Consider the following 14,067-nt stretch of genomic DNA (forward strand, 5'->3'; position numbering starts at 1 on the left):
TGTGACCCATTTATGATCAAGTCACTACAGATAAAAAACTACGCGCTCATTCGAGAGCTGGAGATGTCACCATCTGAACGTCTCAATATTATTACTGGAGAGACGGGTGCAGGTAAATCGATCATGCTGGGTGCCGTAGGATTGTTACTTGGCAAAAGAGCCGATACAAAGGTGCTGCTGGATGAAAATGAGAAGTGCATTGTTGAAGGAGTGTTTGATATTTCCTCATATTCTCTAAAAAATATTTTTGACCAGGAAGACCTGGATTACGAAACAGAATGCGTTATCCGCCGGGAAATTAGTCCTTCCGGAAAATCCCGGGCATTTGTAAATGACACCCCAACCAATCTAAGTGCTTTAAAATCCATAGGAGAGAAGCTGATGGATGTGCATTCGCAGCATGAATCTTTGCAGTTGGGTAAAAACATGTATCAGCTAAGTGCACTCGATGCATTTGCTGCACATCCTGAATTGATTGCCAATTATCAGGAAGCATACAAAGCCTACGCAACTGCTAAAAAGCAACTAACAAAGCTGGAATCCCTGGCCGCTCAAAGTGCAGAAGATGCCGACTACAAGCAATTTCTGCTAAACGAGCTCCTGGAAGCGAAGCTGGATGATCTAAACCAGGAAGAGCTGGAAAATGAGTTGGAAGTGCTCGAAAACGCTGAGGACATCAAACTGAAGCTATCGCAAGCCATCCATATGTTGGATGAGTCAGAAGTAGCTATTCTTCAGCAGTTAAACGAATCTAAATCTCTCTTACACACTATCGCCATATTTTCAAAAGATCTGGAGGACTTGAGTGAACGAGTAGAGAGTGCATCCATCGAACTTGCAGACATTTCCAATGAAATGCAACGAGTGCAAGACAAAGTAGAGCATGATCCCGAAAAGATTCAGGAACTCAAAGACCGCCTAGACCTGCTCTTCCGATTACAGAAAAAGCATTCAGTTCTTACCGTAGAGGAGCTAATCAACATTCGAAACGAACTGGATGATGACCTGAGCCAGGTCGCTAATCTGGACAATGACATTGCGAAAGCAAAGAAGGAGCTGGAAAGTACAGAAAAAGCCATGCAAGAAAAGGGCGGAAAACTCACAGAATCAAGAAAGCTATCCGCACTTAATTTCTCCGACGAGATTGAAAAAATCATACATCAGATCGGTATTGAAAATGGCACGGTAGAAATAAAAGTCAATTCAGCCGAGCCGTCCTTTCATGGTCTGGATACTATTGAAATGCTATTCAGTGCTAACAAAGGCATCAAGCCACAGGAGCTGAAAGAAGTGGCCTCCGGAGGAGAATTCTCACGTTTGATCTTTGCAGTGAAATATTTGATTGCAGATAAGACCGCCATGCCAACCATCATTTTTGATGAAATCGATACGGGTGTTTCCGGCGAGGTAGCGCTACAGATGATTCGCATGATGAAACACATGGCTAAAAGCCACCAGGTCATCAGCATCAGTCACCTACCCCAGTTTGCTGCAGGTGGAGATGCACACTATTATGTCTACAAAGACCACACTTCTGACCGCTCCGTGAGTCGAATCAAAAAACTGGCCGATGAGGATCGGGTAACCGAAATCGCCAAGATGATTGGTGGAGAAAATCCAGGTACTTCCGCTCTAGAAAGTGCAAAGGAGTTGCTTCAGCTGTAATAATTTCCACTTTAAAAAGGCGACTAGGGGGTTCACTAAACATAGTGCAATTCCCCCTAAAAAAGAGGGCTTGACATAGTGCAATTCCCCCTTAACAAAGGGGGCTAGGGGGTTGTATATTTACACTGAAATGAAAATTCATTACAACCCTAAACTCAAAGAACTTTCCCGTCAATTAAGGAACAACTGTACACTTTCAGAAATACTGCTATGGAATGAATTGAAAGCCAAAAAGATTTATGGCTATCAATTTATGAGACAAAAGCCCATACTTAATTACATTGTTGATTTCTTTTGCAGTAAGCTTCAATTGGTGATTGAGATTGATGGTGATTCACACAACCACGAGGATGCCTACAAAGCAGATCAAATTCGACAAAAAGAAATTGAAAAATTAGGAATTCGTTTCCTTCGATTTGATGACCTGGATGTGAAACACAACATGTCAAATGTCTTAAGAACCATTGAAAGTTTTATTTTAGATTTTGAAGAAAAGAACAACCCCCCATCTACTAAGGGGGAGTGAGTTCCTTAAATGAAATATTCCCCTTTTAAAAGGGGCTAGGGGTTGTAAGATTTATTAAAACACGAAAACAAATAGATATGTCAAATAATCTACTAAAAGGAAAAAGAGGAATCATCTCCGGAGCGCTGGATCAAAACTCCATCGCATGGAAAGTCGCTGAAAAAGCACACGAACAAGGAGCTACATTCACATTAACCAACGCGCCGATCGCGATGCGAATGGGTGAAATCAATAAACTGGGAGAGCAAACAAACGCTGAGATCATACCAGCGGATGCTACCTCCATGGAAGATCTGGAAAACCTTTTCACTAAGTCTCAGGAAACATTAGGTGGAAAAATTGATTTCGTACTACACTCAATTGGAATGAGCCCTAATGTGCGAAAAGGAAAAGACTATGGAGATCTAAACTATGACTGGTTTCAGAAAACATTAGACGTTTCTGCTCTCTCCTTTCACAAAATGATGCAAACGGCAGAGAAGCTGGACGCCATGAACGAATGGGGGTCGATTCTTGGACTTTCTTACATCGCAGCACAAAGAACATTCCCTGATTACTCGGATATGGCACAGGCGAAAGCCCTGCTGGAGTCTATCGCAAGAAGCTATGGCTACCGATTTGGAGTAAGCAAGAAAGTGCGAGTAAATACCATCTCTCAGTCTCCTACCATGACGACTGCTGGATCTGGTGTTCCGGGCTTTGATGTCTTCTTCAACTATGCAGACAAGATGTCTCCGCTAGGTAATGCCGATGCAGACAGTTGTGCAGACTACTGCATCACCATGTTTTCCGACCTAACCCGTATGGTTACTATGCAGAACCTGATGCATGATGGCGGATTCTCCACTTCAGGCATCACTGATGCGATGGTGGAGGAACTTAGTAAGTAACATTCAGTGTCATTCTGAGCGAAGCGAAGAATCTCCATGAATGGAGATAGATCCTTCACTGCGTTCAGGATGACATTCTAATATTATCCATCAATGATCACCTTCCCCAACGCAAAAATCAATCTTGGGCTCAACATTGTGAGCAAGCGGGATGATGGCTATCACAACATAGAAAGCTGCTTCTACCCCATCCCTTGGCGCGACAGCCTGGAAGTGATGGAGGCAGCTTCTTTTGCTTTTCACAGCTATGGACTGAAAATTCCGGGAGACACCTCCTCCAATCTTTGTGTGAAGGCCTATGATCTCCTCAAGACAGATTTTGACATTCCGCCCGTAGAAATTCATTTGCTGAAGAACATTCCTATGGGAGCGGGACTCGGTGGCGGATCAGCCGATGGAGCATTTACGCTAAAAATGCTGAACGACTTGTTTAGTCTTGGGCTTTCCGACTCGATGCTGGAAGCTTATGCCTTGCAGCTCGGAAGCGACTGCCCGTTCTTTATCCGAAACCAACCGACCATTGCAACCGACAGAGGAGAACAACTAGAACCTATAGACCTGGACCTTTCCGGCTACTACCTTGCGATTCACAATCCAGGCATTCACGTATCTACCAAAGAAGCCTATTCAGGGGTTAAGCCTAAGGAATCTGAAATATCTGTTTCAGAAATTGTTCAAAGGCCCATTGAGCAATGGAAAGAACTGCTTAGAAACGATTTTGAAGCATCCATCTTTCCGAACCATCCGGAGATTGAACAACTGAAAAAAGAGATGTACGAGGCAGGAGCCATCTATGCCTCTATGACCGGAAGCGGGAGTACGGTGTTTGGCGTGTTTGAAGATGAAATAGCACATACTGAATGGAAGTCATTCGAATTGCACTAACCGTCTTGTGTCCTTTGAATATGCGTTGTTTGAAAGGAATTTAGTAGTTTGCTCGTTACATTATTGTTTACCTCTCATAGTCTTCATAACGTAAGTAATGATTGAAAGCATATCCCAACAACTTTGCGATATTAATTGGGTTGAGTTAACAATTGCAATTGTGGCTAGTGCAATAATTGGATATTTCATTTCAATTTGGGCAAGCTCCAATTTTGAAAAAAAACTGGCTCAACGGGAACGAGATAAACTAAAAATGCTTCATCAAGATTCGGCTGGGAATTTTGAGAACTATCAATTTGAGGGCAAAAAAATTGATCAAAAAGTATCTGATGCAGTACTTGAGTACATTGGTGATAACAAGTTTAAAATAATAGTTACGACTTACTTGGACGGAAACGGAAATGCTCTTGAACAATTGAGTATACAGAAATGGAAAGGGCGAATTTGGATGGAAGGAATTCGCAATGGTTATATAACTTATTATGGATTACAACCAGATAACTTAAAAGGCGAATTTGGTTTTAAGAGAATAATAATCAGTTCGAACAGGAACAATATTGTCCTTTTTGGAGAAGGTGGACATGGGACTGAGAAATTTGAAAGAGTAAGCGAGAGGTAACAAGTGCTAGCGATGCAGATGTCAGATTGCTTCTAACAACTACCGTAGGAACTTACCGCTCCTCTTCCCTTCTGTGACTAATCCCATGCCTCTGTTCGCTTCCTCACGAAACGAAATGATGATAAGGTTTGTGAAGACACAAACCATGGCTGAAGATTTCATTTCTTCTATATCAACTTTCTCTGCTTCTCGTTAACTTTATGATATGAACGTCAAAGAACGAATCATAGAACGACTGGACGACATCCATGACCCTCAGCTTTTAGAAGAACTTCTAAATGCTGTAAATCTAGAACACGAAATTGAGCATATTGATCAACTAAGTGATCCAGAAAAAGCAGCAATCGATGAAGGAATTTCTGAAGCTGACGCTGGAAACTTACATTCCAACTCAGAAGCCAGTCAACTAGTCAAAGAATGGCTAAAGAAATAAAGTGGACAACCAAATCCATTATCGATCGAGTCAACATCTATAAATATTGGCTTGAAAGAAATCAATCTAATTCCTACCCAGAAAAGCTTGAGAAGCTATTCGAGAAATCTGCTGAAATAATTTCACAATTTCCATACATAGGAACAAAAACTGACTATCGAGATATCTATTCTAAAGTAGTTCGTGATTATAAAATATTCTACCGTGTACACTCAGAAGAAATTCAAATTTTGAGAGTCTGGGACACCAGGCAGCATCCTGACAAAAAAGGTCTTTAAATACGAAATCTAACAAGCGCTAGCTATGCAGATGTCAGACTTCTTCTAGCAACGATCGTAGGAACTTACCGCTCCTCTTCCCTTCTGTGACTTTCCCATGCCTCGGTTCGTGTCCTCACGAAACGAAATGATGATAAGGTTTGTGAAGACACATACCATGGCTTAAGGGTAGGCATTGCTTCTGCTAGTGCATATTCAGGCAGTCACCATAGTAGTATTTTATGATAAATACTCCGCCAGCATTTGGTGAAACTGATGAACCCCTTGCTCCCTGGTAGGTGAAAAGCGGCCGGAATGATAATATTTTGACTGGAGGCCTTTATGAACCCCCTCTACCACAAATTCATCCTCTCGCTCAACTTTATCGAGCAGCGTTCCTGCTCCCTTATGGAGTTTGGATTCATCATAGATGTATGACAAAAACGACACCTTAGTTTGGTTCAGTGAAAGAGGCCGCACGATATTGACGGATAAACCCCACGGATAGAAATTGAACATCATATTGGGAAACACCCAGAAATAATAGGCTGCCACACGTTTGCCAGCATGGATATGATCTTTAGGTAAATCAAAAATATCTTCCGCTCCCTCCGAATAGCCCACCTGCACGTTGAAATGATCATGAAGGATCGTTTCATAGCTCCCGTAATCCAGTGCCTCATTCAGGTCATTGTGCACAAATGGAATATGGAACCCCTCCAGATAGTTATCACAATACAGCGCCCAATGAGCATTGACCAGGTAATCTTTGGATTGAACGGCACTGTACACAAATTCGCTGATGGGCAGAAAACCGACATATTGATTCATCTCCTTAATCACCTGATGAAAGTCAATATCCCCTCCCAATTTCGCAAATAACATGGGTCCCCACTTCGCTATCTCAAACCGATGCAGATCATCACACGCTCTCGGAAAATCCTTCGCTTCTTTAAATTCCGGCATGGACTCAAACTTTCCATCAAGTCCGAATTTCCTCCCATGATACATGCAGATCAGCTTTCGTTGACTCCCGGGGTTTTGTGCCACAAGGTTTGCCCGATGTGTACACACATTACTCAGGCAATAGATATCACCCTCCTCGTCCTTGGTCAGCACCATCGGTTCTGTGAGAAAGCCATCCATCATAACAAATGGGAAGGTATGCCTAGGTAGCTGCACCAGATTTTCATCCCCCAACCATTGCCACGACTGATAATAAACCTTTTCCCGAATCAAATCAAAAGTAGCCTGATCCCGATAGAAAGAAGCAGGTAGTGTTTCTGCCTTTGAAATGTCCGGGTTGATGCGATAGCTATTCATTTATTTGCGGTATATTCAAAAATACGTTTTTTTAGAACGTCATCAATCACCCTCATGAGCAGAAAAAAACTTGGTTTTTGGACCAGCTCTTCCCTGGTTGTAGGGAATATGATCGGTTCAGGCATTTTCCTCTTGCCTGCTACACTCGCCTCTTATGGGAGCATCAGCATTTTCGGATGGATCGTCTCTGCCTTTGGAGCAGCCGCACTCGCTTATGTGTTCATTGAACTTAGCAAAATGCTGCCTGGAACTTCCGGGGGACCTTATATCTATTCCAGAGAGGGATTAGGAGATTTTGCCGGGTTCCTGGTGGCTTGGGGCTACTGGATCTCTATCTGGTGTGTCAATGCTGCGATTGCCATTGCGCTAGTGAGCTACCTCGGGGTATTCTTTCCTGTCCTACAAGTCAATAACATCATTGCCGTGTGTACAGGCCTTGCCATCGTATGGGGAGTGGTATGGATCAACACACTAGGTATTCGTGAGGCAGGAATTTTTTCTTTGTTAACCAGCATCCTGAAGATCACTCCTTTACTTGCTATTGGCATATTTGGACTGTTCTATTTGAAAGTAGAACACTTCACATCCTTCAATATCAGTGGTCAATCCGACATTAGGGCAATAACCCAAACAGCAACGCTTACATTTTTCGCTTACATGGGAATAGAGTGTGCAACAATCCCATCCGGCGATATTGAAAATCCTAAGCGTACCATACCCCGGTCAACCTATTTTGGTTTGGGGATTGTCACCCTGGTATACATTCTTGGAACTACTTCATTAATGGGCATTATACCTCCGGAGGAACTACAGTTTTCACAAGCTCCTTTTGCTGATGCTGCTTCCATCATCTGGGGACCATGGGCAGAAAACCTGGTGGCCGTTGGTGCAATCATTTCCACGCTCGGTGCACTCAATGGATGGATCCTTATTCAAGGACAAATACCAGCAGCCATATCCAGAGATAAGCTTTTTCCTGCTCTTTTCTCCAAAGAAAACAAGAATGGCGTACCGGTGTTAAGTATCGTTTTGTCGAGTGTTCTTATTTCTCTTTTGATGATCATGAACTACTCGAAAGGATTGGTCGCTGCATTCAAATTTGCCTTACTACTGTCAAGCATGACCGCCCTGATTGCTTACCTCTTTTCCTCGGTGAGTTTTGTGGTCACTACCGCCAAAAAAGAAGGTATCAGATCAGGATTTAAGCTTAAAATAATTATTGCCTCGATATCTTTTTTGTTTTCCATCTGGGCCATAGCCGGCTCAGGATTGGAAATTGTATACTGGGGATTTTTCCTGCTGATGGGTGGGTTGCCCGTGTATGTATGGATGAAGATAAAAAACATGGAATTAAATTAAGCAGGCACCACTACATCCAAAGCACCCTTTAACACCTCTGCCTTGACTTTTTTCGCTTTACCAATCACCTCTCCATCTACTTGTAGTGTCCGAGAATTTTTTGAGCTAATGGTCACATTCTTGCCCTGATGGATAGCAAAATATTCAGATTCTTCCAGCCGACCGATAAAGCTATGCCAGGTGAGATGAAAGAACCTATACCACGGCAGTGGCATAAATACACAAACTTCTAACAATCCATCCTGCATATCGCATCTAGGATTTACCACAGCACCTGTCCCATATTTGGATGCATTCGCAAGGACAATCATTTCAGCTTTGTAAGAATAAGGTTCACCATCTATCTCAATCTGAAAGATGCTTTTCTTTCGCTTGCTCAGTTGCTTTACAAATGACATTGCATATCCCAGTTTCCCCCGAGTACCGTCCTCCTCAAACTCTTTGATGAGATCCGCATTAAATCCTACGTCGCTAAGGTGCAAGCACAGTTCATCATTCACTCTAATCGCATCAATCTTTTTAGATTTTGATTCCTTTAAGAGGTCGAGGTTTGCATTCCAATTTTCCGGAATTTCTAGCTCAGTAGCCAGTCCATTGGCTGAGCCAAGAGGCAGTATGCCGAGCTTAATGGTAGTTCCAAGCAGCTCCTCAGCCACCAGTTTTATCGTCCCATCCCCTCCACCTGCTACCACCAAGGAAGGTTTTAATGTGTCAATCTCCTGCTTAATAGATTGTGAATCATGCTTGCCAGTTGTTTTTAGGAGGTTGAACGCATAGTTATTCTCATCACAGAAGTCCTCGATCAACTTATATAGGCCGTCTTTGCTGGTTCCGCCTGAAATGGGATTGATGACGAATAGAACTTTCTGCTTGTCCACCTGTTATTGGATTGGTATCTTTTGTCGGATAAAACGCACTGTACTATCGCAATATTCAAAAAATTCCGCATACGTTTTTTCCTCTGGCTGAAAAAAATGCTGGGAATTATTCGGCCACCCACTATCGTGCCTTATCGGGGTTATGGAAACAAATCGGAGATTGTTGTATCAGGACATGTATTAGAAAATCGTCCGGACTTTCTGGCTGATGTAGACGACAAGAAGCGTAAAAATTTCAGAAACATGATCGCCAGATACATGAGTACTTCACTTCCTGAAGTGGAGGTTGGCATTCATTTTCATGATCAGAACCGGAACGTGACCACAGATGAACTGGGTTTTTTTCAAGCGCAAATTGACCTTATTCACCCCCTAAAACCGGGCTGGCATCAAATTACATACACCATTGCTGATTGTAAAGTAAACGGTGAGGTGTTGATCACAGATCAAAATACTGGTTACGGCGTAATATCAGACATTGATGATACAGTATTAATATCCCATGCCACCCAACTACTACGAAAACTTAGGTTGATTCTGACTAAGAATGCAAAAACGCGTTTACCATTTCCCGGTGTAAAGGATTTCTATTGCGCCCTTGTAGGTAATGATTCTGCAAATCCGATTTTTTATGTCAGTAGCAGCGAATGGAATTTGTACGATTTTCTGGTCGATTTTTTTGAGACCAGAGAATTACCGAAAGGGCCTTTCCTCTTGCAGCGATTTAAAAGTGGACTGAAAGAGCTAATAAAATCAGGTGGAGGCACACACATGCACAAACAGGAAAAAATTGAAGCTTTAATGGAATTTTACCCTAACCAATCTTTTGTTCTGATTGGAGACAGTGGTCAGCGTGATCCTGAAATCTATGCTGAAATAGTGAGGCAATATCCGGGTCGGATAAAGGCTATTTATATCCGGACTATTCGGAGCAAGAAACTCGACAATGAAATCGAAAATAAAGTCAACGGTATTGGTGTTTCAATTAGAATGGTCGAACACACAGATGAAGCTTATCGACACGCACAATCAATTGGTCTGATATCAGAGAAATAATCGGATCATCCTTACATGCCCTCTCCGAATATTTTATCTTTGCGCGCTCATTTTAGATCGACATGCAAAGAATATTCCGGAACTTCACCTTTAATCCAAAAAACGACATCCTTTCCGGCCTGACGGTAGCACTTGCTCTAGTGCCTGAGGCGGTAGCATTTGCTTTTGTAGCAGGTATCGATCCGATGGTCGGCCTGTATGGCGCATTTATGATGGGAATCGTTACTTCCATGTTTGGAGGGCGTCCGGGCATGATCTCCGGAGCTACCGGCGCAATGGCTGTCGTAATGGTGCACATGATCCAGAAAGGAAATGAAGTAGGAACGTCATTATCCAATCCGGTTGAAAACCTTGGACTACAATGGTTGTTTATCACGCTATTATTTGTGGGAGTAATCCAAATTACCGCAGGCGTCTTTCGTCTTGGAAAATTTGTTCGACTCATCCCTCACCCGGTGATGATGGGATTTGTAAATGGGCTTGCAATCGTCATCTTTCTTTCCCAGCTGGGCTTATTCAAAGAGAAAATTAATGGAGCCTACCAGTGGAAGTCTGGAGAAGATCTTTATATCATGCTTGGACTGGCAGGACTCACCATGGCGATCATGTATTTCCTTCCAAAACTGACTAAAAAGATTCCATCCGCATTGATGGGCATTGTAGTAGTTGCATGTATCACCATTTTTGGCGGATTAGATGTAAGTACTGTAGGGTCATTCATCCGTGAAGGAGGTGGAAACGGCCTGGAGGGAAGTTTGCCCGTTCTTCAGTTCCAGATATTTGGATTGCTTGACACCCTACAAGGGCATTGGGGATTGATCTTCTCCACCGCTTTTCTTTTGGCGGCTGTTGGTCTAATTGAATCTCTTATGACACTAAACCTCATCGACGATATGACTGAAACACGTGGAAGTGGAAATCGTGAGTGTGTAGCCCAGGGAGGAGCCAATATATTGAATGGCCTGTTTGGAGGCATGGGCGGATGCGCGATGATCGGTCAATCCATCATCAATGTCAACTCTGGCGGTAGAGGTCGCCTTTCAGGCATTACTGCAGCAATCGCGCTGCTTTGCTTTATTTTATTTGCAGCTCCGTTGATCGAACAAATCCCTATCGCAGCACTTGTAGGTGTAATGTTCATGGTGGTCATCGGAACATTTGCCTGGAGTAGCTTCCGAATCATTAACAAGATTCCGCTTGCTGATGCAATCATTTTAGTGACTGTGTCTGCCATTACTGTCTGGCAAGATCTCGCTATCGCGGTGATTGTTGGAGTGATCATGTCTGCATTAGTATTCGCATGGGAAAATGCCACGCGTATTCGTGCCAGAAAATCCATTAAGGATGATGGTACTAAAGTGTATGAAATTTGGGGACCGCTATTCTTCGGTTCTGTTCAGTCATTCAATTCCAAATTTGACCCGACCAATGATCCCGAGAAAGTAGAACTGGACTTTTTGGAATCACGTGTAAGCGACCACTCCGGAATAGAGGCGATCTATGCTTTGGAAAAGAAATATAAGGACTATGGGAAACAACTCAGACTAGTTCACTTAAGCCCTGAATGTAAAACGCTCCTTCACAAAGCAAGTCCAGAGTTCGAGCATATGATTGTCTCCTCCATTGATGATCCTCGCTACCATGTGGTGACCGATTTGATGGATCAGGAAGTTTAGACAGTGTAACAATGCGCTACCGCCAAACGTCTTAACTTCACCATCTTAATCACCAATCATGAAAGCGATCGTCTGTGAATCTTATGGCCCGACTTCCCAACTCAAAATCAAAGTAATAGAAAAACCAATCCCAAAGGAAAAAGAGGTAATGGTTAAGGTTCACTGCAGTGCAGTAAACGATTATGACTGGAGCATGGTGACGGGCAAGCCCACTCTTTACCGTCTTTTATTCGGCCTATTTAAACCCAAAAATCCAATACCTGGTATGGAGCTGTCCGGGGTGGTAGAAGCTTGTGGCGTTGGTGTGAAAAATTTCACTGGCGGGGATGAAGTGTATGGTGACATCTCCAGGTATGGTTTTGGAAGCTTTGCCGAATACATCTGCATTAATGAAAAAGCACTGGTCAAAAAGCCAAAAAACATGTCCTTTGAAAATGCTGCAGCCCTATCTCATGCGGCTAATTTGGCCTGGCAGGGGATGGTAGATCTCGGTGAAATCAAAGATGGGATGAATGTACTGATTAATGGAGCCGGAGGCGGAGTTGGAATGATCGGGTTCCAAATCGCAAAAACTTACAATTGCACAGTGACGGGTGTAGATACCGGGGATAAGTTGCTGACCATGAAAGAACGTGGTTTTGATCAAGTCATTGATTACAAAGAAGAAGACTTTACGAAACGTGACGAAAAATACGATCTGATTTTGGATGCTAAAACTACCCGTGCTCCTAAAGCCTATATGAAGGTCCTGAATACGGACGGCAGGTATGTAACAGTTGGTGGAGTATTGGGGAGACTTCTGCAGGTGTTTTTTGCACAGAAAATATTGAAAAAACCTGTTTACGTGTTGCCTCTTGATGCCAACAAAGATCTGGATAAAATTCAAGAGTTATACGAGTCAGGTAAAATCAAGCCTGTCATTGATGGCCCCTATCCACTTGAGAAAACTCCATGGGCCATTCAGCATTTTGGAGAAGGAAAACATCACGGAAAAGTGATCGTTTCCATCAATTAATCCACCCCTTCATAAATGATAGAGACAAGTTCTCCGATCTTTGAAGGCTCCAACCACCTTGTGACAATGACCAGGTCTTTTTCCTGGTCAACTACAATAAAGTTTCCACCAAAACCAGCAGCATAGAAAAGGTGATCAGGTAATCCCTCCCATGCTCTAGGTCCTTTATTTAGCCACCACATATATCCATAACTTTCGAATGCAGAGGCGGGCGTCTGAATCATTTTTATCCATTCCTCTGAGACCAATTGCTGATCGTTCCATTTTCCTGATCGTGAAAACAATAATCCAAACCTTGCATGATCTTCAGTGCTAATAAAAACTCCCCCTCCATGATGCCCTCCTCCACTCACTACCTGCATATGTTGACCATCAAGTGTGATCCAGGAGTCTTCATAGCCATACCATCTCCATGTCGTGCTTGCCCCGATTGGATCCATGATTCGCTCTTTTAGCACCTGAGGCAATGTTTTTCGCCAGACATTTAGAAGGGAATAGGAAAGGACATTTACTCGAACATCATTGTATTTATAGCTAGAGCCCGGCTCTTTCAGTTCTCGATATCTCCAATCATCGAACTTCCCATCTCGAGATGGCCTGTCTGCCCAATCATACAGACCAAACAGTGCACCCGACCAATCGGACGTTTGCTGCAGTAGATGCTCCCACGTAATTTTTGAATTATGTTTTCCAGCAAACGTCTCATCCCACACGTATTCATTTACCTTATCCTGTATAGATCGAATCAAACCATCATCAAAAGCAAGACCTGCAGTGGTTGATAGGTAGCTTTTAGTTACACTAAAGGTCATATCAACACGCCTGATATCTCCCCATTCGCCTATCACATAGCCATCTTTAATGATCATTCCTGCCGGCCCGCCTCTTTCTTTGGTAGGTCCCTGTAGTTTGTGATAAGGCTCCCGACTAAAACTTTCTAAAATTGCCAGCCGAAGATCTTTTTGGCCACCATATTCATTTCCCAGAGCAAACTGAATCGCCTCATCAATGGAAGATTGCGAGATACCAACTGCGTTTGGCTTCTTTCTATCCCAGTTGTTTTTGGATGGATAATATTGAGCGCTGAGCGAAAGAGTAATGCTCAGCGCAAGGAAAAATATATTTTTTCTTGCCATGTAGGCAAGATACAAAATGTCTTAGGCTCTAGTCAAGCTTCACCGCCGTGCCACTGGCACTTACCATCATCATTCCTCCATCTTTGCCCATGGTTTCATAGTCAAGGTCAATAGCTATTATTGCATTGGCCCCCAAAACGGTAGCAGCCTCAATCATCTCCTGGACGGCAATGTTTTTGGCATCCTTGAGTGACTTTTCATAAGCTCCTGATCTTCCTCCCACTACATCCGTAATGGAAGCAAAAATATCTTTGAAAATATTGGCCCCAATGATGGCTTCTCCGGTAACCAATCCATAGTATGTGGAAATGGTTTTTCCCTCCACATTGTTCGTTGTTGTTAAAAGCAT

At 43.0% G+C, this 14,067-nt stretch carries 15 protein-coding genes; 11 read left to right on the forward strand and 4 right to left on the reverse strand.

Annotation, left to right across the window (positions count from 1 at the left end):
- The first annotated feature begins 12 nt into the window (after nucleotides 1-12).
- The 7 genes from recN to ACP14Y_RS04945 all read left to right on the forward strand — a co-directional run bounded on the left by recN (nucleotide 13) and on the right by ACP14Y_RS04945 (nucleotide 5,296).
- Nucleotides 13-1,665 (forward strand): DNA repair protein RecN, encoded by a 1,653-nt coding sequence (gene recN, locus ACP14Y_RS04915; RefSeq protein ID WP_424961854.1) that lies wholly within the window; start codon nucleotides 13-15, stop codon nucleotides 1,663-1,665.
- Nucleotides 1,666-1,795: 130 nt separating this feature from the next.
- On the forward strand, nucleotides 1,796-2,191 hold the full coding sequence (locus tag ACP14Y_RS04920; RefSeq protein WP_424961855.1) for an endonuclease domain-containing protein: 396 nt from the start codon (nucleotides 1,796-1,798) through the stop codon (nucleotides 2,189-2,191).
- A 77-nt stretch (nucleotides 2,192-2,268) separates the two neighbouring features.
- Nucleotides 2,269-3,081, forward strand: coding sequence for an enoyl-ACP reductase FabI (locus ACP14Y_RS04925; RefSeq protein WP_424961856.1), 813 nt, complete (start codon nucleotides 2,269-2,271; stop codon nucleotides 3,079-3,081).
- A gap of 93 nt (nucleotides 3,082-3,174) precedes the next feature.
- Nucleotides 3,175-3,966, forward strand: coding sequence for a 4-(cytidine 5'-diphospho)-2-C-methyl-D-erythritol kinase (gene ispE / locus ACP14Y_RS04930; RefSeq protein ID WP_424961857.1), 792 nt, complete (start codon nucleotides 3,175-3,177; stop codon nucleotides 3,964-3,966).
- A 97-nt stretch (nucleotides 3,967-4,063) separates the two neighbouring features.
- The gene (locus tag ACP14Y_RS04935; protein WP_424961858.1) at nucleotides 4,064-4,585 is read left to right on the forward strand and encodes a hypothetical protein; all 522 of its coding nucleotides are present in this window, start codon (nucleotides 4,064-4,066) and stop codon (nucleotides 4,583-4,585) included.
- A 205-nt stretch (nucleotides 4,586-4,790) separates the two neighbouring features.
- Nucleotides 4,791-5,018 (forward strand): hypothetical protein, encoded by a 228-nt coding sequence (locus ACP14Y_RS04940; RefSeq protein ID WP_424961859.1) that lies wholly within the window; start codon nucleotides 4,791-4,793, stop codon nucleotides 5,016-5,018.
- A complete protein-coding gene (locus ACP14Y_RS04945; protein ID WP_424961860.1) occupies nucleotides 5,003-5,296 on the forward strand; it encodes a type II toxin-antitoxin system RelE/ParE family toxin in 294 nt (97 codons plus the stop codon). Before ACP14Y_RS04940 ends, ACP14Y_RS04945 begins: the two co-directional genes overlap by 16 nt.
- Nucleotides 5,297-5,515: 219 nt before the next feature.
- On the opposite strand, the gene ACP14Y_RS04950 is transcribed toward ACP14Y_RS04945, so the two are convergent.
- On the reverse strand, nucleotides 5,516-6,598 hold the full coding sequence (locus tag ACP14Y_RS04950) for an aromatic ring-hydroxylating oxygenase subunit alpha (protein WP_424961861.1): 1,083 nt from the start codon (nucleotides 6,596-6,598) through the stop codon (nucleotides 5,516-5,518).
- A 54-nt stretch (nucleotides 6,599-6,652) separates the two neighbouring features.
- Between ACP14Y_RS04950 and ACP14Y_RS04955 the strand changes: the two genes are divergently transcribed.
- Nucleotides 6,653-7,957: an amino acid permease gene (locus ACP14Y_RS04955; RefSeq protein WP_424961862.1), complete on the forward strand. Its 1,305-nt coding sequence runs from the start codon at nucleotides 6,653-6,655 to the stop codon at nucleotides 7,955-7,957.
- On the opposite strand, the gene ACP14Y_RS04960 is transcribed toward ACP14Y_RS04955, so the two are convergent.
- On the reverse strand, nucleotides 7,954-8,835 hold the full coding sequence (locus ACP14Y_RS04960; RefSeq protein ID WP_424961863.1) for a diacylglycerol/lipid kinase family protein: 882 nt from the start codon (nucleotides 8,833-8,835) through the stop codon (nucleotides 7,954-7,956). The genes ACP14Y_RS04955 and ACP14Y_RS04960 overlap by 4 nt on opposite strands.
- 96 nt (nucleotides 8,836-8,931) lie before the next feature.
- On the opposite strand from ACP14Y_RS04960, the gene ACP14Y_RS04965 reads away from it, so the two are divergent.
- The 3 genes from ACP14Y_RS04965 to ACP14Y_RS04975 all read left to right on the forward strand — a co-directional run bounded on the left by ACP14Y_RS04965 (nucleotide 8,932) and on the right by ACP14Y_RS04975 (nucleotide 12,582).
- Nucleotides 8,932-9,891: an App1 family protein gene (locus ACP14Y_RS04965; RefSeq protein WP_424961864.1), complete on the forward strand. Its 960-nt coding sequence runs from the start codon at nucleotides 8,932-8,934 to the stop codon at nucleotides 9,889-9,891.
- 62 nt (nucleotides 9,892-9,953) lie between these two features.
- Nucleotides 9,954-11,567 carry a SulP family inorganic anion transporter gene (locus ACP14Y_RS04970; protein ID WP_424961865.1) on the forward strand — a complete coding sequence of 538 codons (1,614 nt, stop codon included), beginning with the start codon at nucleotides 9,954-9,956 and terminating at the stop codon, nucleotides 11,565-11,567.
- A 58-nt stretch (nucleotides 11,568-11,625) separates the two neighbouring features.
- The gene (locus ACP14Y_RS04975; RefSeq protein ID WP_424961866.1) at nucleotides 11,626-12,582 is read left to right on the forward strand and encodes an NAD(P)-dependent alcohol dehydrogenase; all 957 of its coding nucleotides are present in this window, start codon (nucleotides 11,626-11,628) and stop codon (nucleotides 12,580-12,582) included.
- Here ACP14Y_RS04975 and ACP14Y_RS04980 read toward each other — a convergent pair.
- Both ACP14Y_RS04980 and ACP14Y_RS04985 read right to left on the reverse strand, forming a co-directional pair.
- Nucleotides 12,579-13,718, reverse strand: coding sequence for a serine hydrolase domain-containing protein (locus tag ACP14Y_RS04980; RefSeq protein ID WP_424961867.1), 1,140 nt, complete (start codon nucleotides 13,716-13,718; stop codon nucleotides 12,579-12,581). The genes ACP14Y_RS04975 and ACP14Y_RS04980 overlap by 4 nt on opposite strands.
- A gap of 28 nt (nucleotides 13,719-13,746) precedes the next feature.
- Complete coding sequence (locus tag ACP14Y_RS04985; RefSeq protein WP_424961868.1) at nucleotides 13,747-14,067, reverse strand: heavy metal-binding domain-containing protein; 321 nt, start codon at nucleotides 14,065-14,067, stop codon at nucleotides 13,747-13,749.

The sequence above is a fragment of the Ekhidna sp. genome, assembly GCF_965247405.1.
Lineage (GTDB): Bacteria > Bacteroidota > Bacteroidia > Cytophagales > Cyclobacteriaceae > Ekhidna.